Source organism: Flavobacterium pokkalii (assembly GCF_014596575.1).
GTDB classification, from domain to species: Bacteria; Bacteroidota; Bacteroidia; order Flavobacteriales; family Flavobacteriaceae; genus Flavobacterium; species Flavobacterium pokkalii.
The window spans coordinates 1-22691 of the sequence record NZ_NASZ01000023.1 but is presented as its reverse complement, the minus strand read 5'-3'; the positions used below and the strand labels follow the sequence as shown (position 1 = coordinate 22691).

At 34.4% G+C, this 22691-nt stretch carries 21 protein-coding genes; 13 read left to right on the top strand and 8 right to left on the bottom strand.

The genetic code is table 11. The features are described from left to right. The first annotated feature begins 1 nt into the window (after position 1). The 7 genes from B6A10_RS13355 to B6A10_RS13325 all read left to right on the top strand — a co-directional run bounded on the left by B6A10_RS13355 (position 2) and on the right by B6A10_RS13325 (position 9131). The gene (locus tag B6A10_RS13355; protein WP_188221263.1) at positions 2 to 1492 is read left to right on the top strand and encodes a sugar ABC transporter ATP-binding protein; all 1491 of its coding nucleotides are present in this window, start codon (positions 2 to 4) and stop codon (positions 1490 to 1492) included. A 2-nt stretch (positions 1493 to 1494) separates the two neighbouring features. Then, on the top strand, positions 1495 to 2469 hold the full coding sequence (locus B6A10_RS13350) for an ABC transporter permease (RefSeq protein WP_055092838.1): 975 nt from the start codon (positions 1495 to 1497) through the stop codon (positions 2467 to 2469). Positions 2470 to 2752: 283 nt separating this feature from the next. Next, a complete protein-coding gene (locus B6A10_RS13345; protein ID WP_188221262.1) occupies positions 2753 to 4252 on the top strand; it encodes an FGGY family carbohydrate kinase in 1500 nt (499 codons plus the stop codon). Between the two features lie 398 nt (positions 4253 to 4650). Beyond that, positions 4651 to 5943: a hypothetical protein gene (locus tag B6A10_RS13340; protein WP_238929406.1), complete on the top strand. Its 1293-nt coding sequence runs from the start codon at positions 4651 to 4653 to the stop codon at positions 5941 to 5943. Between the two features lie 426 nt (positions 5944 to 6369). After that, positions 6370 to 8025 carry a sensor histidine kinase gene (locus B6A10_RS13335; protein WP_188221260.1) on the top strand — a complete coding sequence of 552 codons (1656 nt, stop codon included), beginning with the start codon at positions 6370 to 6372 and terminating at the stop codon, positions 8023 to 8025. Next, positions 8022 to 8654, top strand: coding sequence for a response regulator (locus tag B6A10_RS13330; RefSeq protein WP_188221259.1), 633 nt, complete (start codon positions 8022 to 8024; stop codon positions 8652 to 8654). Before B6A10_RS13335 ends, B6A10_RS13330 begins: the two co-directional genes overlap by 4 nt. 114 nt (positions 8655 to 8768) lie before the next feature. Beyond that, positions 8769 to 9131: a hypothetical protein gene (locus tag B6A10_RS13325; protein WP_188221258.1), complete on the top strand. Its 363-nt coding sequence runs from the start codon at positions 8769 to 8771 to the stop codon at positions 9129 to 9131. Positions 9132 to 9206: 75 nt separating this feature from the next. Here the strand turns inward: B6A10_RS13325 and B6A10_RS13320 are convergent, their stop codons facing one another. The 4 genes from B6A10_RS13320 to def all read right to left on the bottom strand — a co-directional run bounded on the left by B6A10_RS13320 (position 9207) and on the right by def (position 12865). Further along, positions 9207 to 10400, bottom strand: coding sequence for a transglutaminase-like domain-containing protein (locus B6A10_RS13320; protein WP_188221257.1), 1194 nt, complete (start codon positions 10398 to 10400; stop codon positions 9207 to 9209). Between the two features lie 462 nt (positions 10401 to 10862). Next, on the bottom strand, positions 10863 to 11636 hold the full coding sequence (gene mazG, locus B6A10_RS13315; protein WP_188221256.1) for a nucleoside triphosphate pyrophosphohydrolase: 774 nt from the start codon (positions 11634 to 11636) through the stop codon (positions 10863 to 10865). Between the two features lie 81 nt (positions 11637 to 11717). Next, positions 11718 to 12194 carry a DUF5606 family protein gene (locus B6A10_RS13310; protein ID WP_188221255.1) on the bottom strand — a complete coding sequence of 159 codons (477 nt, stop codon included), beginning with the start codon at positions 12192 to 12194 and terminating at the stop codon, positions 11718 to 11720. A gap of 83 nt (positions 12195 to 12277) precedes the next feature. Further along, positions 12278 to 12865, bottom strand: a complete 588-nt coding sequence (gene def, locus B6A10_RS13305) for a peptide deformylase (protein ID WP_055092859.1) — start codon at positions 12863 to 12865, stop codon at positions 12278 to 12280. Between the two features lie 198 nt (positions 12866 to 13063). Here def and B6A10_RS13300 point away from each other — a divergent pair, with 198 nt between their 5' ends. After that, complete coding sequence (locus tag B6A10_RS13300; protein ID WP_188221254.1) at positions 13064 to 15289, top strand: FUSC family protein; 2226 nt, start codon at positions 13064 to 13066, stop codon at positions 15287 to 15289. Positions 15290 to 15327: 38 nt separating this feature from the next. Here the strand turns inward: B6A10_RS13300 and B6A10_RS13295 are convergent, their stop codons facing one another. The 4 genes from B6A10_RS13295 to B6A10_RS13280 all read right to left on the bottom strand — a co-directional run bounded on the left by B6A10_RS13295 (position 15328) and on the right by B6A10_RS13280 (position 17899). Beyond that, on the bottom strand, positions 15328 to 16821 hold the full coding sequence (locus B6A10_RS13295) for a malate:quinone oxidoreductase (RefSeq protein ID WP_055092863.1): 1494 nt from the start codon (positions 16819 to 16821) through the stop codon (positions 15328 to 15330). 113 nt (positions 16822 to 16934) lie between these two features. Beyond that, the gene (gene ruvX / locus B6A10_RS13290) at positions 16935 to 17351 is read right to left on the bottom strand and encodes a Holliday junction resolvase RuvX (protein WP_188221253.1); all 417 of its coding nucleotides are present in this window, start codon (positions 17349 to 17351) and stop codon (positions 16935 to 16937) included. Positions 17352 to 17394: 43 nt separating this feature from the next. Next, a complete protein-coding gene (locus B6A10_RS13285; protein WP_055092867.1) occupies positions 17395 to 17676 on the bottom strand; it encodes a type II toxin-antitoxin system RelE/ParE family toxin in 282 nt (93 codons plus the stop codon). Further along, positions 17666 to 17899, bottom strand: coding sequence for a hypothetical protein (locus B6A10_RS13280; RefSeq protein WP_055092869.1), 234 nt, complete (start codon positions 17897 to 17899; stop codon positions 17666 to 17668). The genes B6A10_RS13285 and B6A10_RS13280 overlap by 11 nt, the downstream gene beginning before the upstream one ends. Before the next feature lie 99 nt (positions 17900 to 17998). Here B6A10_RS13280 and B6A10_RS13275 point away from each other — a divergent pair, with 99 nt between their 5' ends. The 5 genes from B6A10_RS13275 to B6A10_RS13255 all read left to right on the top strand — a co-directional run. Further along, positions 17999 to 18814 carry a 2,3,4,5-tetrahydropyridine-2,6-dicarboxylate N-succinyltransferase gene (locus B6A10_RS13275; RefSeq protein WP_188221252.1) on the top strand — a complete coding sequence of 272 codons (816 nt, stop codon included), beginning with the start codon at positions 17999 to 18001 and terminating at the stop codon, positions 18812 to 18814. 13 nt (positions 18815 to 18827) lie between these two features. Further along, on the top strand, positions 18828 to 19613 hold the full coding sequence (locus tag B6A10_RS13270) for a glycosyltransferase family 2 protein (protein WP_188221251.1): 786 nt from the start codon (positions 18828 to 18830) through the stop codon (positions 19611 to 19613). Then, positions 19597 to 20712 (top strand): glycosyltransferase family 4 protein, encoded by a 1116-nt coding sequence (locus tag B6A10_RS13265; protein WP_055092875.1) that lies wholly within the window; start codon positions 19597 to 19599, stop codon positions 20710 to 20712. Before B6A10_RS13270 ends, B6A10_RS13265 begins: the two co-directional genes overlap by 17 nt. 11 nt (positions 20713 to 20723) lie before the next feature. Next, positions 20724 to 21815 (top strand): glycosyltransferase, encoded by a 1092-nt coding sequence (locus tag B6A10_RS13260; RefSeq protein ID WP_188221250.1) that lies wholly within the window; start codon positions 20724 to 20726, stop codon positions 21813 to 21815. A 276-nt stretch (positions 21816 to 22091) separates the two neighbouring features. Then, the coding region (locus B6A10_RS13255; protein ID WP_238929405.1) for a nucleotide sugar dehydrogenase at positions 22092 to 22691 on the top strand (600 nt) is incomplete at its 3' end.

Genomic DNA, 22691 nt, shown 5'->3' with positions numbered 1-22691 from the left:
GTTGTTAGAAGCAGTTAATATATCCAAAGAATTCCCGGGCGTAAAAGTGCTGAATCAGGTAAATTTTAAATTTTACCCGGCTCAGGTGAACGCTATTTTAGGAGAAAACGGTGCGGGTAAATCGACGCTGTTAAAAATCCTTACCGGCGAATATACCGAATACGAAGGCGAAATTAAACTGAACGGAGAAACCGTTCGCTTTTCAAGTATCAAAGAAGCACAAAATGCCGGAATTGCCATTATTCATCAGGAATTAAACCTGATTCCGGAATTAAATGTAACCCAAAATTTATTTTTAGGAAGAGAAATCAAAACCGCTTTCGGACTTTTGGATACCCAAAAAATGGAAGCCGAAGCCCAAATTATTTTCGATAAAATCCAATTGCACGTCAGCCCGAAAACTCTGGTACAAAAACTAAAAGTGGGCGAACAGCAATTGGTAGAAATAGCCAAAGCATTATTGTCCAATGCCGAAATAATTTTGATGGACGAACCTACCTCGGCCTTGAGTGATAAGGAAATTGATAATTTACATCGCATCATCGCCCAGTTAAAAACCGAAAATAAAACCATCGTGTACATTTCGCACAAAATGGACGAATTGTTTCGTATTGCCGAACGTTACACGGTTTTAAGAGACGGAAACACCATTGATGCCGGCGAAATGAAAGCCACTACCGAACAGGATTTGATTCGGAAAATGGTAGGTCGCGAAGTGCTTATCGAAAAGAAAACTTCCGAAAACCATTTTGAAGATGCTATTTTAAGAGTAAATAACCTCAACCTCATCAATCCGAATAATAAAAGTCGAAAATTACTTCAGGACATTTCTTTTGAATTGAAAAAAGGAGAAATTCTGGGGATTTTTGGACTTATGGGCGCCGGAAGAACGGAACTCTTGGAAACTATTTTTGGGATGCATCCTGCCAACAGCGAATTTGATATCGAAATTAATGGCAGCCAAAGCATTCATAAAAAACCAAAAAACGCTATCGAAAACGGACTGGCTTTTGTAACCGAAGACCGCAAAACCGAAGGTTTGGTTTTAGGAATGGATATTTCGTCCAATATCAGCCTGACCAATTTAAAGGCTTTAGGACTTTTGAACAATACAAAAGACAAGGCTTCCGCCAAAGATTATATTGAAAAACTACGTATTAAAACGCCTTCCGAAACGCAATTGTGCCAAAACCTGAGCGGCGGAAACCAGCAAAAAGTAGTTTTGGCAAAATGGCTCGCAACCAATCCGCAAATTTTAATGATGGATGAGCCAACACGCGGTATTGATATTAATGCTAAAAACGAAATTTACAACCTGATAAAAGAACTCGCTGCCAACCAAATGAGTATTCTTTTAGTTTCTTCAGAAATTCCCGAAATCCTCGCGCTTTCAGATCGGATTTTAGTCATGGCCGAAGGAAAAATAAAAGCTTCCTACTTAGCCGCAGAAGCCAACGAAGACAAATTATTAAAATCAGCCTTACCTGAATAATTATGAATATTTCTATTAACCACCCTATTATCAAAAAATCGCAATCATTGATTGCCTTATTCCTCCTGTGTTTATTCATTAGTCTGCTTTCAGATAAATTCATGACCAGCACCAATCTTTGGAATGTCTTGCGACAAATTTCTGTGAATGTGTGCATTTCGGTCGGAATGACTTTAGTGGTTTTGATGGCCGGAATTGACTTATCCGTAGGTTCGGTTTTAGGACTTTCAGCAGCCGTTTGTGCCGGTTTATTAAAAAGCGGACTTTCCTTTGAATCTATGGATTTATTTGTTGGATTTACGGTTTTAGGCGCCATTGTGGCCGCCATGCTTATCGGAATGCTGCTGGGTTTATTCAATGGCTGGGTCATCACCAAATTTGCCATTCCGCCCTTTGTCGCAACCTTGGCAATGCTTACCATTGCTCGCGGTTTGACGATGCTTTATACCGAAGGAATTCCGATTTCAAACTTAGGTCCAAAATTCGAATTTATCGGTTCGGGCTGGATTTTAGGCATTCCTGTTCCGGTTTGGATTTCGCTGATTATGGTTTTAATTGTGGTTTTTCTAACCAATAAAACCGCTTTCGGACGCTATATTTATGCTATTGGCGGGAATGAAAAAGCCGCTTTTTTATCGGGAATTAACATCAATAAAATCAAACTGGCTGTTTATGGAATTGCCGGAATGATGGCAGCTGTTGGTGGTGTTTTGGTTACTTCCAGATTAAATTCAGCGCAACCTAATGCCGGTATGAGTTACGAACTGGATTCTATCGCAGCGGTAGTTATTGGGGGTACTTCGCTTTCCGGCGGTGTAGGAACAGTTACCGGAACTGTAATTGGTGCTGTAATCATCGGAGTCTTGAACAACGGATTGGTTTTACTGGATGTTTCCCCTTTCTGGCAACAGGTTGTAAAAGGTATCGTAATTTTATTAGCGGTGATTATTGATAAAATGAATCAGAAAAATAAATAAAACATTTTATTCTTTTTTACCATTAAGAAATTAAGGTGCATTAAGCTAAATCATCTTAATTTTTTAATAGTGATTTTTACACCTCCCTAACCCTCCTCAAGGAGGGAGTTGTGACTTGAAAACCTGAACGATTCCCCTCTTGAGAGGGGCTAGGGGTGTGTTTTTAGGTTCTATTATTTTAATTTTTAAATTATTAAGGAATTTGACTTAATAACCTTAATTTCTTAATGGTAAAAAATGTCAGTCTGAGCTTGTCGAAGACTTTTATATACAAATTATACTAATGAAAAAATACATACTTGCCATAGACCAGGGTACCAGCAGTACCAAAACCATACTTTTTGACGAATCAGGTCAGGCTGCTGCCAAAGGCTGCGTGGACTTAAAAACCAATTATTTTGACAATGGTTTTGTGGAGCAAAATCCGGAAGACATTTATCAAAACGTACTGGATTCGGTAAGCGCATGTTTAAAGGATTTCACCCAAAAAGGCTTTGACGTTCAGGATATTGTTTCCTGCGGTATCAGCAATCAGAGAGAAACTTTTGTGCTTTGGGACGAAAACGGAAAACCGCTGGCTCCGGCTGTGGTTTGGGCCTGCAAACGTTCGATTGGCGTTTGTAATGAGTTGATAGCAAAAGGACAAAACGATTGGATCAAAGCCAAAACAGGTTTGCTGTTAGACCCTTATTTTTCCGGAACCAAATTGCTTTGGCTACTGGAAAATGACGCCGATTTAAAACAAAAAGTAAGCAATGGCGAAGTATATTTTGGAACTGTTGATTGTTGGATTTTGTACAAACTAACGCATGGCGCCCAATTCAAAACCGATTATACCAATGCGTCCAGAACCTTATTGTTTAATATTCATAGTTTAGAATGGGACAGCGAAATCCTCGAAAAATGGGGATTATCTAATTTGAATTTGCCCCTGGCCTGCCCTTCTTCGCATCATTTTGCGACCATCGACTGGGGCTCTATTTTAAATTTAAAAGAATTTTTCTCCATCCCGATGACGGCCTTAATTGGCGATTCGCATGCGGCAACTTTTGGGGAAGGCTGTTTTGAAAAAGGCACTGCCAAAGTCACCCTGGGAACCGGAAGTTCGATTATGATGAACATTGGCAACAAAGCCGTTTTATCCAATTCCGGAATGTTGACCACGATTTGCTGGAGTACCGAAAACCGCGTGGATTATGCGTTGGAAGGTGCCATTGTTTCCTGTGGTTCTACGATTGAATGGCTCAAAAACGAATTGCAATTGTTCTCTTCTCCTTCTGAAACCGAGGTTATGGCAACCGCAATTACTGACAATGCCGGCGTATATTTGATTCCGGCTTTTAGCGGACTGGGCGCGCCGCACTGGCAAATGAACCGAAAAGCATCCATTGAAGGCATGACTTTTGGCACTACTAAAAACCATATTGTTCGTGCTGCCTTGGAAAGCATTCCGTACCAAATTAAAGATGTGGTGCAAGCGATGGAACAAGACATGCAGGCGGCTTTGAAATCCATTTCGGTAAATGGCGGTATGACTCAAAACGCATTTGTGATTCACTTTCTGGCAGATTTGTTAAGAATTCCATTGAACAAACAACGCAATCCTGACGTTTCAGCCTTAGGAGCAGCTTATCTCTCCGGATTGAAAAGTGGTGTTTACGAAAGCATTGCGCAACTTTCGGAAATTAATAAACAACAAACCGAACAGGTTTTAGCCAACACCAATAATTCCCTACCACAAAACGGCTACATAGGTTGGAAAGAGAAGATTTCCCGATTTTAGTCCCGAAGTCTCGGGAGCAGACCGCAGATTTCAGAACGCAGTCCAGAAGTTTAGTGACAAAAAATAGTATTACCAATTCACAGCCGTTTTTAAAGCGGCTGTTTTTGCATATGTAAGAAATAATTTTATTTTTGTGTAATAATATAAAAACTCCTTAGAATAAAGAAAATTTTACGCATGACATGCAATTTAAGTACAAAAAAGTTTAATTTGTGAGGCTATAAGCTGATATAATTCCATTAATAGATCCATTACAGAAACACACAAATCTTGACGAAAAAGTATTAAAGTAAATGAGTGACTACCATTGTTTAGATATAGAATTTTCTAATGTTAATTTTAACGAGTATCGTTATCCAAACATAAAAGCTAAAATCAAAAAAATTCATCACGCTCATTTGTACACACAAAAAGATAAAATTGAGTTGCGAATTTTGTTTGACGAAAAAACAGGCTTTGGTGATTCATTAATGCTTTGGACAAGTAAAATTGATTGGCGAAAATTTGGTTCATATATTAAAATAGAATTAACAAAAAATTACACCAACGAGCGCTTACAAAAAATTGATTTATCTGACGCCAAATTAATTGGTATCACAAATAGTTCTAATTTTTATGAAGACAGTAAAAAATATATTATTGTTAGGATTGACACAGTAAAATTTTATTGGAATCCAGTTGAGAGCGAAAAAAATAAAGCTGAATTTTACTTAGACGACAAAGGCTTTAGAGTTGTTGAGTCCTTTTACTCTTTTTTATCTCCTAAATCGTGGTTTAAAAATGACGGTAACTTTAGTATTGAACGCATGAACGATTCAATCAAGTTTTACAAACTTGCAAAATCAACGTTTCGCCCAGAGTTTAATTTCGTTTCAAAAGATGACCGAAGAAAAAGAGTTGCTACAGTTACTAAAGAACCCAAATTTCAATTCAAATATGGAAAAGATATTACAGAAAATGAAGCTGTTCTTTATGGCGATGTTATTTTAATGTTAGCTTCATTTTATCATCACATCAAAATTGATTATGTTTTTCGCAGAATACATTTACCAGATAATACAATCACAATAAAAAATATTGAACAAAATAACTTTATTGATAAAAGCGGAAATCTTAGGAGCTTTGGAATTTATTGGACTTTTAACAAATTTCTGCAATCTAATTGGCAAAAAGAATCCTTAAAAAACTTTACGTTGCTTTCGAAAGCAATATCATTGTTTAATCAATCGCATTTAGTTGACAGTTATTCTACGTTTCTAATTCGGTACAATATTATTGAAATTTGCGACAAGCAAAAACACGGCAACATAAAATTTAAATTTACATTAAACAAGAAACAGATAAAAGCCAAACAAGACGAGGCTTTGCTTAAACTTTTGGAAACAATAGACAAAAACGAACATGATGAATTTAAAAAAAGGTGGCACAATGTGCTGACACTTTTACAAAATAAGCCAATGAAAAATCAATTGGTTTCGTTTTTAGAAAGTCAAAACTTAGATCCAAAAACATTTCCTATAAAACTTGACGACTTGAAAAGATTAAGGGACAACATTACACATGGAAGTATTGCCAAAGTAAACTCTGAACAACTTAGACAAGCGAACATTTTACTTTACAGAATTAACGGAATACTTATTCTGAACTTAATGGGAATTAATGATTGGAAATTAAACACCGAAATAAACTAAAGGAGGTAGCTTATCACCTCACTAGTCCTCCACTGGCACTCGTTTGCAACGAGTGCCTACATACAAAAAAACAAATCATAGCATTTGTAATGCGGTACGTTAAACATTACTTGATGAGATGCTTCTGATGAGATGCTTCCTTCGTCAGCATGACAAGATTGTGGGCAGGTGTTATGGTTAAGATTTCTTGTTTTATTTTCACGCAGATTTAGGGAGATTTACGCAGATAATAATAAAAAATCTGCAAAATCTGCGTGCTATCCTATTTTTATAGTTCAATAAAACTTCATTCATCAACAGGACAACTTTGTGGTGAAATCTTATTTTTTACTAACATTTTCCGGAAAATATCACTGAACTATTACTTGAAAGTTTCTTTTAAAAGAACAAACGAAGTATATTTACATCTATAAAAAACGGAAAAGCATGCACATCAAAACACTAATTCTGATTATCATTAATAGTTTAATCGCATTGGTCATTGGATTACTGTCTTTTTCTTCGTACCAACAGTTTTCTAACGTTTTGAACGATCGTATTTTATTGCAATTGAATTCGATTAAAACACTCAAACAAAACCAGATTGAACATGTTTTAAAATCAGAATGGGAACGTTTTGAAACTTCCGATTGGCAAAACCAAAATATTGACACTTCCCTATTAAAACTTCCGGATAGCATTAAAAACAGCACTGGGATTTATGACTTGACAGCTTACCACGTTGCTAAAAAAACAACCATCGCTTTTATCGCTAACACAAAAAAAGGGCGCCAAATTAAAATTTTAGATTACAACAAAATCAAAAAAATTCTTCTGGAACGCACCGGTATGGGCGACAGCGGCGAATCCTATCTGGTGGGCGAAGATTTCCGAATGCGTTCGCAATCCCGCTTTTACCCCAACAAAATCCCTTACACTCTTTTGGTAAAAACGAAAGGAGTCAACAATGCCTTTAAAGGAATAAACGGCAGAGGTGTTTTTAAAGATTACAGGGGAATTGATGTATATAGCGTGTACAGCCTCATCAAAATTCGGAATTTAAAATTGGTTATCCTTTCTGAAATGGATGTCGATGAAGTTACAATTCCGTTACAAGAGTTGAAGGAAAGACTTATTTTTTTAACGCTTGCCATCTTTTTACTGGCGGTGATGCTTTCTCTTTTTTTGATACGCATTATTACCAATCCTATTAAAAATATGCAAAAAAGCCTCCGAATTATGGCGGAAGGTGACTATAATCAAACCAATCAATTTATCAAAAATTCCAGCGAAATCAAGGAAATGTTTGATGCCTTAGCCAATTTGAAAGCTTCTTTACAAGGTGCTGTAAAATTCTCGGATGATATTGGAAAAATGAATTTGAACACCGATTTTCAGCCTAAAAGCTCGAATGATTTACTCGGAAAAAGTCTTCTGGCGATGCGGGATAAACTCATTGAATTTAGAAATAAGGAAGAAAACACCCGAATTCAATCCAAACGAATGCTGGTAAACAGTTTAGAAAATGAAAGACGTCGCCTGGCGAGGGAACTTCATGATGGTGTGGGTCCGTATTTAACTTCTTTGAAACATTACATTGAAAACAGAGTGGAAAATGAAGTCAAAAAATCAGAAATGAAAAAAATAGTGGATGCTACTATTTCTGAAATCAGACTGATGTCCAATGCCTTAATGCCGGCTTCTATGGACGATTTTGGAATTGGTGTTACCTTAACCAATTTTATCGAAAGCCTGAAAAAATCGACAACGGTAACTATTGAATATGAAGACTTAACCCGTCAGGAAGGTTCTAATATTACCAACCAACAGGCAATTAACCTTTTTAGAATTTGTCAGGAGTTAATCAATAACTCTTTAAAGCATGCTCAGGCCAAAAACATCCGAATTACCCTTTCAGAATTTGACGAATTTATCTCTTTGTTTTATTTTGATGATGGTATCGGCTTTGACATCAATACCGTTAAATTAGGTTTAGGAATTAATAACATCAAAGAACGTGTTGAAATTTGTAACGGTAGCATTGTTATCAATGCAATGCCCGGAAACAGCAGTTTTGAAATTGAATTACCCATAGAATTATGACAGAAATCAAACTAATAATAGCCGATGATCATGAGCTTTTTAGAAACGGACTTGCTGAGCTCCTAAGAAAACATGACGACATCAAAATAATGAAAAGTGTTGCAGATGGTATGGAATTTATGGAACTCATAAACAGTCCGTTTGATGCCGATATTGTATTACTGGACATCACCATGCCTAACATGGATGGTTTTGAAGTTTTAAAACAGTTAAAAAACTTAAATTCCAACATAAAACCTATTGTAATTTCCATGCACGATGACGGCAATTACATTGCTAAATGTGCCAAAATGGGCGCTTACGGCTACTTACTAAAAAACACTGACGAATCAGAATTAATATTCGCAATAAGAAGCGTTGCTAAAGGCAAAAAATATTTCAGTGCTGAAATCTCTGAAAAAATGATCAACTTTATGTCGGAACAAAGCATCAGTGAGAATATTTTGTCCAATAAAGAAACCGAAGTTTTAGGCTTAATTGCAAAGGGCTTAACCACAAAAGAAATTGCCACAAAATTATTTGTGAGTTCCCGTACCATAGAAACCCATCGCGCTAATATTTTAAAAAAGTTAGAGGTAAAAAACACCGCCGAACTCATTAAAAAAGCAGCAAAAATGAATTTGATATAACACAAAAAACAACAATATCCGTATAAATACGGATACGAATTGAGTAAATTCACATAATCCTAAAAGGCTGTTACTGAATGTAAATTTGTATAAAACAATAAAAAAGTAATAGTCATGAAAAAAATAGCATTAATTTTAGGATTTTTAGTAATATCTTTCAACGCAATGGCACAAGAAGAAAACCATGTAAAACAAAGTGATTTAAAAGGACCTGCGTATAAAAACTTTAAATCATGGATGCACAAAGCCGTGCCAACAAAAGTATATTCAGAAAGTAATAAAGTAGCTCTTCAGGGGCCTGCATACAAAAACCAAAAGCCACGAAAAATCACTTCTAAAGAAAATTTGGTTCTGGTACAAACTACAGGTTCTGAAAGACAACAATTAACAGGACCGGCTTACAAAAATCATGGCCCTTGGAATAACACTGCCAAACAAGACTTGGTTGCTGTGGAAACAACTAAAGATGATAAATAACTGAATCAGTATAAAAAATGAAAAAAGGCTGTTCGAAAAACTTTTCGGACAGCCTTTATCTTTTTAAATCAGGAACTATTCCTGATATAATTTAAATAACTCTTCCTTGTCTTTTACTGTGATAACTGCCTGTTTTTCCTTGCCTTTATTATCAGCATAAAGGAGTTGGTACGATTTATTTTTGCTTACTTTAAACTTTAAAAATTTATTTAAATCGTCTATAGGAGATGGTGAATACCCAAAGTCTATTTGTTTTCCCTCCTCTTCCAGCACTATTTTTTCTGAAACACGTTTTAAATCCTTATCCGATTTAGATTGAAAAAGCTGAACGCTAATCCATACTTCATCCGGTTTTAAATTTTCTAAGACTTTCTCTTTTTCATACAAATCAATGTATCTTTTAGTCACATTTTCTGCATGAATCGCTTTAGAAAGAGTATCCCATTCTAATCTGAAATAAGTATCTTTTGGTTTATAAGAAGACGCATAAATCCAGTGTCTTGGATTGGACAAATCAGCTCTTCCAGCATCGGCTACAAACCAGGCTTTGTTTAAATCTTCAAAATAATATTCGGTAAAATACCATTGCCCATCAACCCATACTTCTACCCAACTGTGATTTCCTTTCATATTGGTCCACATAGGAGTTCCCGCTATTCTTGCAGGAATTCCAACCGATCGAAAAGCATCAACCAACAGGAAAGAAAGACCTGTACAAGTAGCCATTTTTTCCTTTATAGATTGAAACGGACTAATATTTACAATACTGCGATTGATATTATAATCTACTAATAAAATATCTCTGATGTTAGCATTCACCGCTTTTATAGCCTGACGAATGTCTTTGCAGTCTTTGACAACTGACGAAAATTTTAAATAAAAATCATTTCTCCAATTGTCTCTCCTTTCATCAAAACAATAGTAGGACAACACTTCATTAAAAAAAATGGAATCCGGCAACTTAGCACACCATGAAAACTCTTCTCTCGCTTTATAAGCCCCTTCAATTTGGTCGCTAATATATGGGATGGATAAGGTTTTTAAATCACGTTCGGGCATATAAGCAATAAGAAAAGAAGCTCCTTCGTAATGCTTTTTGGGCACGGTGTTTAAAAAATATTGTAAAGAGTCTTTTCTGTCTCCGGATTTTTCTAAAGCAGTATGTAACAAAGCTTCGTATTTAGGTAAAAAAATGCGATTTTTAATTTGGCTGAACGCCAAAAAAGGAATAATTGTAAAAATGAGAACGAGGCAATTAACTTTTTTCATGTATGTAAAAGAGTATTTTAGATATAAAAAACGCTACTTAATTTAAGTCGGTTTTATATCTGATTATAGTATTTACAAGCTGTTTTTAGCTTCAAAAATGGAACTTTTAAAACTAAAATTAACAAAAAAACAATACCACAATTCAAGAAAAAATCAAAATGGTGTTATATTAACAAACAACAATCTACCGCTTAAGAAGCGATAAGAATGTACTATAACCGGCTGTCTTAGGAAATTAGTAATTATTCCCCGCTTAATTTTTTTTACTAAAAAAATCAACAATCTTTAAGATGAAATCTGTAAACAATAGCCTTTTTATAAAATTAGGCTTTCATCAAAAACACAAAAGTATTTTTTGAAAAATTAAGAATAAATTCATCCGAAAAAACTCAGTATAAACTTTGACTCATTTAATTTTATCGTCATTTAAGTTCAAAATTCTGATTTATAAAATCTGTTTTTTTAAAGCTTTTTGGCTTCTTCCCAAAAAACATCCATCTCTGCCAAAGTCATATCAGAGAGAGATTTTCCTAATTCTCCAGCTTTACTTTCCAAATACTGAAAGCGTTTGATGAATTTTTTATTAGTGCGTTCTAAGGCATCTTCCGGATTAACCTTTAAAAAACGGGCGTAATTAATCATCGAAAACAAAACATCTCCAAATTCGGCTTCTATTTTATCCTTATTCCCTGATTTCACCTCAACTTGCAGTTCTTCTAATTCTTCCTGCACTTTGTCCCAAACCTGATGTGGTTCTTCCCAGTCAAAACCTACGCCTTTTACCTTATCCTGAATTCTGCTGGCTTTTACCAATGCCGGTAAACTTCTGGGAACTCCTTCCAAAACAGATTTTTTTCCTTCTTTAAGTTTCAGTTTTTCCCAGTTTTGTTTGACTTCTTCTTCGTCTTTTACTTCTATATCACCATAAATATGCGGATGACGGTGAATCAATTTTTCACAAATCTCATTACAAACATCTGCAATATCAAAATCCTTGGTTTCGCTGCCTATTTTGGCGTAAAAAACAATATGCAGCAACAAATCGCCCAATTCCTTTTTAACTTCGTTTAAATCATTATCTAAAATGGCATCTCCTAATTCGTAGGTTTCTTCAATAGTAAGATGTCGGAGCGTTTGCAAAGTTTGCTTTTTATCCCAGGGACATTTCTCGCGCAAATCATCCATAATATCCAATAATCGTTCAAAAGCCTGCAATTGATTTTGTCTTGTATTCATAAGAAGAAGTTTGTGTAAAAATAAGAAATCCTGTGTTCTAAGCACTTTAGAACACAGGATTTTATAACATTTCAGCAAAAATTATTCTGCTACTTTTTTAGATTTTTTTGGTTTTTCTGCCGGAGCTTCTGCTTCTGCAGCAACTACCTCCACCACTTCTTCGGCTACAGCTTCTTCAGTTGTTACCAAACCTTTAGCCTGTAAAGTGTTGTACCAGTTTAAAATTTTCTTGATATCCGAAGCATATACTCTCTCTTCGTCATAATTTGGCAAAATTTCTTTAAAATAAGCCGCCTGAGCCGCTACATCTTCTTTGTGAGAAATAGCCGGACCGTTGTTTTCTTTTTCAGCAATGCTGTTCATTACTTCTTTTAACGGTTTTTCTCCTTCATAAGTATATACTGAGATTTCAGATAACAAACTTACATTGCTTCTCAAGTTTACCGTGATTTTTTTTCCGTCAACCAATGATTCTGCGACAAAACCGGTGCGTGTTTGCACTTTTAAAACATATAAACCCGGTTTTCCTGAAATCGCTAATATTTTTTCTAAATTCATGTTATATAATTATTATTTAAGAATTCTTATAATTGTTTGGCTATTGCTCAAAAACGATACCAAAAAGACTTTAAAAAGAATGATTATCTACTTTTTTTACCAAAAAAACGCATTCTGTAATCCTGGAACGTTTTGCCTTCCATGATATTCTTTAGTTTACCTTTGATAAGACGTTTCTTTAACGAAGAAATTTTATCGGTAAACAAAATTCCTTCAATATGATCGTATTCGTGCTGGATAACACGAGCTACCAGTCCGTCGAAAACTTCAGTTTTCATCACAAAATCTTCTTCACAGTATTCAATAGTTACTCTTTCTTTACGATATACATCCTCACGAACGTCCGGAATACTCAGGCAGCCTTCGTTAAAAGCCCAGTCTTCCCCTTCTTCCTTGATGATTTTTGCATTAATAAAAGTACGTTTAAAACCTTTTAATTGTTTTTGCTCATCAGCTTCTAAATCTTCATCGTCACTAAAAGGTGTTGCGTCTATAACAAATAAACGTATGGCCAGTCCTACCTGCGGCGCTGCCAGTCCTACTCCGGATGCATTATACATCGTTTCATACATATTGGCAATTGTTTCTTTCAAATTAGGATACTCGGCTGTAATTTCCGTTCCTACTTTTCTCAAAACCGGATCACCGTATCCTACAATTGGTAAAATCATTGTTGTTGTATTAAATATTAGTAGCTTTTTAAAGCTTTAAATCCTAAATTTAGGATTGCCAAAAATAGTAAAATTTAAACAATGCTTAAAAGGGATTAACAATAAATAGTGTTTTTAAAATTTAATCCTAAAAACAAAGGTATTTATCCCATTGATAAATGCGACAATTCATACCTTTGTGTATAATCCCTAAAATTTATGATTTCAAAAATTCAGAAATTCATTTCCGGTACCAATTTCAGTAATGCTTTGAAAGTCACCATTGCCGCCGTTTTTCCCGTATTATTATTTTCCTATTTTGATCATTTTCAAATTGGTTTTACCATCGCTTTAGGTGCTTTTTTTACTTTTCCAAGTGATATTCCCAGTAATCTGAAACACAAAATCAACGGATTATTAGTGACTTCATTCATCATTGCCGGAGTCAATCTGATTATCAATTTGTGTTACCCTTATGCGTGGATTTTTTATCCGGTACTCATTACACTGATTTTTTGTATTTCGATGATTTTAGTGTACGGACAACGGGCTACAATGGTTTCTTTTTCGGCTTTATTGTCGCTTTCGCTGGCTTTTGCACATTTAAATTCGGGTTGGGAAATGCTTCACTACGCCGGACTTTTATTAGCCGGAGGATTATTTTATACCATTATTTCACTGCTTTTTTTCTTTATAAAACCCAATCATTATGTCGAATTGCAAATGGCCGAATGCATCCGACTTACGGCTAAATACCTGAAATTACGCGGTGATTTATGGGAACTTAATTCGAACCGAAAAGCCATTACTAAAAAACAATTGCATCTTCAGGTAGAACTGAATATTTTACACGAAAATATTCGAGAAATTCTAATTACCAACCGAACCAAATCAGGCTCTTCAGGACAAAACCGAAAATTTTTACTCAGTTTTATTTCTTTGGTCGAAATATTAGAACTGGCTATTGCTACTTCTTTTGACCATAACAAATTACATCAAAAATTTGACAGCTATCCAAAAGCCCTGGAAACCTATCAAAATCTGGCTTACAGCTTGGCTAAAAGCTTAAAATTATTGTCGCAAAGCATCGAAAAACACGAAGCTTATACCTCCGAACACAATCTGATTGAAGATTTACACAACTTTGAAGAAACAATAACTTCTTATAAAAAAGACTTGAAGACCAAATCTTCTTCGGAAGAAGTATTAATGCTCATTACCATGCTGCATTATGCCGAAAAGCAGGTAGAAAAAATCATCACTTTAGAACGTGCTTACACAGACAATATTAATTCGAAAGATTTAATCAAAGGACGCGACAAAGACATTGAAAAATTCATAAAACCCCAATATTATCCGCTGAGTACTTTTGTAGAAAACCTCAGCTTTTCCTCAACTGTTTTCAGGCATTCGCTGCGAATAACCGTTACCATTTTATTAGGGTACATGATTGGGAAAGTTCTTCCTTTGGAAAATGTTTACTGGATTATCCTGACCATTGTAGTGATTATGAAACAGGGATTTGGACAAACAAATGAGCGTACGTATCACCGTATTTTTGGGACGTTACTGGGTGGTGTTATTGCTTTTGGAATACTTTCGGTCATTCACGATTCTTATGTAATTAGTACGCTGGCAATAATTGCCATGCTTTTGGGTTTTTCTTTCAATCCCAGCAATTATAAAATTGGCGCCACCTTTATCACTATTTATGTGGTTTTAATTTACGGTGTTTTGGCTCCTGATAACGGTAATGTGATTGAATACCGCATTTTAGATACCATTGTGGGCGCTTCGCTGTGTTTGCTCGCTAATTATTTTTTATGGCCGTCCTGGGAATTTTTAAGCCTTCCGGCCTACATTGAAAGCGCAATTGAAGCCAACAGAAATTATCTAAGGGAAATTTCGATTATCTATAATAAAAAAACAGAAGTTTCTACCGAATACCGACTGGCTCGAAAACAGGCTTTTATTGAAATTGGAAATTTAATGGCTTCTTTTCAGCGCATGCTTCAGGAACCTAAATCCAAACAAAACAAACTGCCCCAGGTTTATAAATTAGTGGTACTAAACCATTCTTTATTGTCTTCGCTTGCTTCTTTAGGAACTTATATTCAGTCACACAAAACAACCGAAGCTTCTAAAGCCTTCAATGTGGTGGTGGATAAAGTGCTGGGAAATTTAGAATTTGCTATGAATTTACTCAGTAATCCTGATTCCACTCCGACGCAGTCCAATGAAGAACTGGATCAACGACTAACGGAGTTGAAAAATATTCGTTCCAAAGAATTAAAACAAATCAAATTGATTGACAAAGAAGCATATCAAATCAAAATGCAGGAAGCTCAATTGGTTATTGAACAATTGATTTGGATGACAAATTTATCCGAAAACATCGTAAAAACTACCGAATTACTGATGTCTGAAAAAAAAGAATCCCATTAGCCTTGACTAACGGGATTCCTCATAAAGCGGTATCGCTATTATTTTAATTTTAAAACGGTAGCGGTATTTTCTCTAACTGCTTTAAGCAATTCCGGATTTTCATTTAATTTTTGTCCGTAAGAAGGAATCATTTCTTTAAACTTAGCCTGCCATTCCGGAGTTTTGATTTCATTTTTATAACATCTGCTAATTACATCAATCATAATTGAAACCGCTGTAGAAGCACCTGGCGAAGCCCCAAGTAATACCGATAAAGTTCCGTCGGCAGCAGTGATTACCTCTGTTCCAAACTCTAACTTCCCTCCTTCTTTTTCGTCTTTCTTAATTACCTGAACACGTTGTCCGGCACGCTCTAAAACCCAGTCTTTAGATTTTGCCCCCGGAACATATTCTCTCAAAGCTTTAATTCTGTCAGCCGGAGATTGACGCACCTGCTCAATTAAATATTTAGTCAACGGAATATTTTTATAACCTGCAATCAACATCGGCATAATATTGTCCAACTGAATTGATTTTGGCAAATCAGAATATTTACCATTTTTCAAGAAACGAGTTGAGAATCCTGCAAAAGGCCCAAACAATAATTGTTTCTCACCATTTATCATACGCGAATCAATATGCGGAACCGACATAGGTGGCGCACCCACACTAGCTTTTCCATACACTTTTGATTCATGTTTCGCAATCACATCCGGATTGGTACATTTCAACCATTGTCCACTTACCGGGAAACCACCAAAACCTTTCCCTTCCGGAATATCGGCTTTTTCTAATAATGGCAACGAACCTCCTCCTGCTCCGATGAAAACAAATTTAGGATAGGCTTTTCGAATAGAACCATCATTCAAATTTTTGATTTTTATTCTCCAGGTTTTATTTTCTTTTTGTCTTAGTTTTTTGACTTCATGACCAAAATACATATTCACACCTTCCATTTGAGTCAGATACTGAAACATATTTCGGGTCAATTCACCAAAATTCACATCTGTACCAATAGCCATAGAGGTTCCGGCTACTTTTTCAGATTCTTTTCTGCCTTCCATAACCAATGGCATCCATGATTTCAATTCGGCAAAATCAGTACTGAACTGCATTTCCTCAAAAAGCGGATTGGCTTGCAAAGCTTTGAATCGTTTGGTTAAAAATTCTACATTTTTATCCCCCCAAACAAAACTGATATGTGGAATTCTTTTGATAAAATTCTCCGGAGATTTTACGATTCCTTTTTGAGCTAAATAAGCCCAAAATTGACGGGAAACCTCAAAAGATTCAGCAATACTAATGGCTTTTTTAGGATCGATACTTCCATCACTTCCTTCCGGAGTATAATTTAATTCACAAAAAGCGGAGTGTCCTGTTCCGGCATTATTCCAGGCATCTGAACTTTCGGCAGCAGCATTGTCTAATCTTTCGTAAATATCAATAGTTAAATCGGGTTGTAATTCTTTCAGGATAATTCCTAAAGTAGCACTCATAATTCCTGCTCCAATAAGAACCACATCACAATGGGAACGTATAGTTGTATCTGACATAATATTGTTTTTATAGGCGGCAAAGATACTTTAATATTCTTGTAATTAAAAGAGCCTTTCTAAGGGAAAAAGTTACATTTATCACTAAGTTTTGCGGTTTTAACAAAGAATTATTAAAACATTTTACGGGAAAGATAATCCTGCAACATGATAGTTGCTGAAATTTCATCAATCAGGGCTTTATTTTGACGTTGTTTCTTATTCAAACCACTGTCAATCATGGTCTGAAAAGCCATTTTAGAAGTAAATCGTTCATCTACCCGCTCTACTTTCATCTCCGGAAAATGGTTGGTAAAATGCGTTACAAATCCTTTGATAATGGAAGCACTTTGCGAAGGTTCACCGTTCATTTGCTTAGGTTCGCCAATGAGCACCAATTCGACTTTTTCTTTCGAAAAATAATCTTTTAAAAAATCAATAGCCGTAGCAGAAGGAATAGTCGTTAAACCCGATGCTATAATTTGCATTTCATCGGTAACTGCTATTCCGGTGCGCTTTTGTCCGTAATCAATACAAAGTATTCTTGCCATTCTATTTTTTTTTTTGCTAAGATATAAACGAAATTTTGCAAATCTAAAGAGATTTTCGGTATTTAATAAAACCAAAAATATAAATCACATTTTCAGCAGTATGAATGTAATAAACTATAGTATAACCCTTAAAAATATAATCTCTTATATTTTCATCATCATAGTATTGGGATTTTTTAAAATTAAACGGATTTTTTAAATCTTTCTTGACATTTCTCAATAAGTCAGATTTAAACTTTCTGGCAGCAAAGGGCTTATCTTTTGAAATATAATAGATTTGACTGTTAAGCTCAAACAAAAATTCTTCCTGAAACTTAATTTTCATATTTAGAAATAGTTTCTTCTAAAATCGCATCAACTTCTTCAATAGTATAAAATTTAGCTGTTCCATTTTTAATTTTAGCTAAAGAAGCATCCATTTTTTTTTTATTTAAGTCAAAATCAGAATCTTCTTCAACTATTTTTAATTCATCTGCAGAGAACGAACTTAATAATGCTATTATTTTTTCTTTGATTTCTGATTTAAATTCTAATCTAATCGCTTCCATAATCCAAACAATTTAATATACAAATATATAACATTTTCAATACTTTTCTCTTTTTAGCTTTTAGTTAAAAAGCCTATATTTGCCAAAAATTTAATAAACATGAGCAATTTACAAACAATTATAGAGCAAGCTTGGGAAAACAGAGCTTTGTTGCAGGAAGAAACAACAACTAACGCGATTAGAGAAGTAATCGAATTATTAGATTCTGGAAAATTAAGAGTTGCTGAGCCAAAAGGCGATTCATGGCAAGTAAACGAATGGGTTAAGAAAGCAGTAGTTATGTACTTCCCTATTCAAAAAATGGAAACTTGGGAAGCTGGTGTTTTTGAATTCCACGACAAAATGGAATTGAAAAAAGATTATGCTGAAAAAGGTGTTCGTGTAGTTCCTGGAGCTTCTGCTCGTTACGGATCATTTATTTCAAGCGGCGTAATCATGATGCCAAGTTATGTAAACATTGGTGCTTATGTTGATGCCGGAACAATGGTAGATACTTGGGCTACTGTAGGTAGTTGTGCTCAAATTGGTAAAGATGTTCACCTAAGTGGTGGTGTTGGAATTGGTGGTGTTTTAGAGCCATTACAAGCTGCTCCGGTAATCATTGAAGATGGTGCTTTTATCGGTTCTCGTTGTATTGTGGTAGAAGGAGTTCACGTAGGTAAAGAAGCTGTTTTAGGAGCTAACGTATGTTTGACTGCTTCAACTAAAATTATTGATATTACTGGTGATGAGCCAGTGGAAATGAAAGGTTTTGTTCCTGCTCGTTCAGTAGTTATCCCTGGAAGTTATACTAAAAAATTCGCTGCTGGAGAATACCAAGTTCCTTGTGCTTTAATCATTGGAACCCGTAAACCATCAACTGACTTGAAAACTTCTCTTAACAATGCTTTGAGAGAGTATGATGTAGCGGTGTAATATCTTCTCTTCGATGAATAAAATTTCAGGAGTAATAATAACATATAATGAAGAAAGGTATATTGAAAAATGCCTTTCTTCATTAAAAGATGTTGTCGATGAAATAATAATCATTGATTCTTTTTCTACCGATAAAACCAAAGATATATGTCTTAAGTATGGCGCAATCATTATTGAAAAAGAATTTACTGGTTTTACGGATCAAAAAAATTTTGCTAATAGTAAAACAAATTTTGACTATATACTTTCCTTGGATGCTGATGAAGCACTATCAGAAGAATTAAGAAAGGAAATTTTATCAACTAAGCAAAAAAAATTAGATAAAGATGGTTATTCTTTCAACCGACTCAACAATTATTGCGGAAAATGGATAAAACACTCTAACTGGTATCCTGACCGTAAAATAAGACTATTCAACAAACAAAAAGCCAAATGGATTGGTAGTAACAACATACATGAAGTCATTGCTCTAAACAACCCCAAAAACGAAGCTATTTTAAAAGGAGATTTACTTCATTGGGCCTATGATTCAGTAACCGAACACTACCTAAAAATAAACAACTATACTGAAATTGCGGCTAAAAACTACATTAAGAACAAAAACAAACAAGTAAGTATTTTTAAAATTTTTACTAACCCGTTTTGGAAATTTATCAATAATTATTTTTTAAAAAAAGGTTTTCTTGACGGCTATTACGGATTTGTAATTTGCATTTTTGCATCCATTGGAACATTTCTTAAATATATCAAAATAAGGGAGTTTCAACAAAATAAAAAAAATCATGAAAATAGGTTTTGACGCCAAACGTTTCTTTCATAACAAAACTGGATTAGGAAATTACAGCAGGGATTTAATACGCATTCTATCTACCCATTATCCAAAAAACACTTACTTTTTATACAACCCAAAACATTCATTCTCCTATATTTCTCATTCCTATAATACTAAAGAAATAGTTCCTTCTGGGTTTTGGAAAAAAATAAAATCACTTTGGCGTTCAATCGGTATTGGTCTGAGACTCAAAAAAGACAACATTAAAATTTTCCATGGATTATCAGGAGAAATCCCTTTTTTTATTCCAAAACACATAAAAAAAATTGTAACAATACATGATTTAATTTTTTTACGTTACCCAAAACTTTACAACTCTTTAGACCGATATATTTATTATTTAAAATTTAAATATGCTGCTCAAAAAGCAGACAAAATCGTTGCTATTAGTCAACAAACTAAAAAAGACATTATAACGTACCTAAAAATACCTGAAGATAAAATAATTGTAATATATCAGGGGTGCGCTGATGTTTTTAAAAAAGAATATTCTGACTCCGAAAAGCAACGAGTAAAGGAAAAATTCGGATTAAAAAACAATTTTATACTAAATGTAGGCACAATTGAAGAAAGAAAAAATGCACTTCAAATTGTAAAAGCAATTGAAAATATAGATACAACCCTGGTACTCATTGGAAGGAAAACGGAATATTTCGAAAAAATCAAAAAATACTGTACAGAAAAAAAATATATTGACGATAAAATTATTCATTTAGAAAACGTATCATTTGAAGAATTGGCAATTATATACCAATTAGCTACAATTTTTATATATCCATCGATTTTTGAAGGTTTCGGAATTCCAATTATCGAAGCTCTATATTCAAAAACACCTGTTATAACAACAAATAGTGGTGTGTTTCCTGAAGCAGGAGGACCAAATAGTATTTATGTCAATCCAAATAATACTAATGAAATAACGAGACAAATAATCTTATTATTACAAAACGAAAATTTACGAAAAGAAATTATCGAAAAAGGATATCAGTACGCACAACAATTTTCCGATTCAAAAATCGCTGATGAAATTCAAAATCTCTATAAAAATTTAATTACTATATCTTAACGGACTTATACATGAACATACTTCATTTTAATTTACAAAAAAATTGGCGAGGTGGAGAACAACAATTAGCCTACTTAATGGAGTATGCACAGAAAAAACAGTACCCACAAACCTTAGTATGCGTAAAAGGAGGACACTTGGAATCATGGGCTATCAAGGAAAAAATCCCATTCTTAAGCATTGGCACAGGCTTTTGGCAAAAGATTATAGCAACGTTTAAAATAAAAAAATATATTGAACAGCAAAAAATTGATTTATTACATTGCCATGAATCTAAAGGACATTCATTAGCCCTTTTTAGTAAATTATTATTTGGAATTAACTGCCCAATCATAATTACAAGACGGGTTGTTTTTCCAATCAAGGGTTGGTTTAGTCAAAAAATAAAATATTCAAGTAAGTTTGTCAGCAAAACTATTTGTATCAGCAAAGCAGCTCAAGATGTTTTTGAAAAAACAACTAAAAATAAAAATACAACCCTCATTTACAGCATGACGGATTGTTCATATAAATTCCCTCCTTCTTTTTCCATTAGAAACAGACTTAACTTAGATAAAGAAACAACATTAGTAGGTTACATTGCAGCTTTAACTTATGAAAAAGACCATAACACTTTTTTAAACACAGCAAAAAAAATTCTAGAAAAAAACTCTAACATCCATTTTATTTTAATTGGGAATGGTCCAATGGAAAGTGAACTTAAACTTCACGCAAAAAAACTTCAAATAGAAGAAAAAATCCATTTTTTAGGTTTTATAAATAATCCAAAAAATTTAATACCTCAAATCGATTTATTACTTTTCACTTCCATTAAAGAAGGTTTAGGCTCAACAATACTCGATTTTTTTGTAGCAAAAAAACCAGTTGTCACGGTAAAAAATGGTGGTAGTGAGGAATTAGTCATTAACAATAAAACAGGGTTTATCTGTAATCCAGGTGACACAAAAAATCTTGCTGACAAAACATTATTTCTTATTAATAATAAAAAAGATAGAGAAGTAATAATAGAAAATGCATATAATTTTGTAGTTCAAAATTTCAACATTGACTCGGTTTGCCTGCAAACTTATAATACATATCACGAATTAATAAAGGATAAATAGTAAATTTTGAGCCGTTGGATGAAACTATTATAAACATCAATTCGAATGTTTTTTTATTATAAGTATTTTTTCTTTGACAAGTAGAGGTTTAACTATGTTTTATCGATGAATGGAGTATCTGTATCGTTCAAATGAATAAATATATAATGGAATTTCGGCTTGAAGTAGTTATCTTTGCGAACGTAAAAAAACCGGATTCTGACTCGTTTTGTGTGAGCAGGAATCATGAAATGTTGGGTATAACTCGATATTGTCTCAATAAAATTAAAAAAATCAATGGGTTCTGATTCTAGAATAGCTGTTATTGGTCTTGGTTACGTAGGTTTGCCTTTAGCCAGATTATTTGCGACTAAACACAGCGTTGTTGGCTTTGATATCAATCAAAAAAGAATAGAAGCCTTAAACAAGGGGATTGATGATACCTTAGAAGTCGAAGAGTCGGTTTTACAATCGGTTTTAATTTCCAAGGAAGAAATACAAACAAAAAAAGGGTTCTATTGCAGTAATCAACTGGAGGATATCGCCGATTGTAACTATTATATTGTTACCGTTCCTACTCCTGTAGACAAGAATAACCGCCCCGATTTGACCCCGCTCTACAAAGCCAGTGAAACTGTCGGCAAGGTTTTGAAAAAAGGAGACATTGTTATTTATGAATCCACCGTTTATCCCGGAGTGACGGAAGAGGAATGTGTGCCTGTTTTGGAACGTATTTCCGGTCTGAAATTTAATGTTGATTTCTTTGCCGGTTATTCTCCGGAACGTATTAATCCCGGAGATAAAGAACATACGGTCGATAAAATTTTAAAAGTAACAGCCGGCTCTACTCCCGAAATCGGGCAAAAAGTAGATGCCTTATATCAATCGGTGATTACT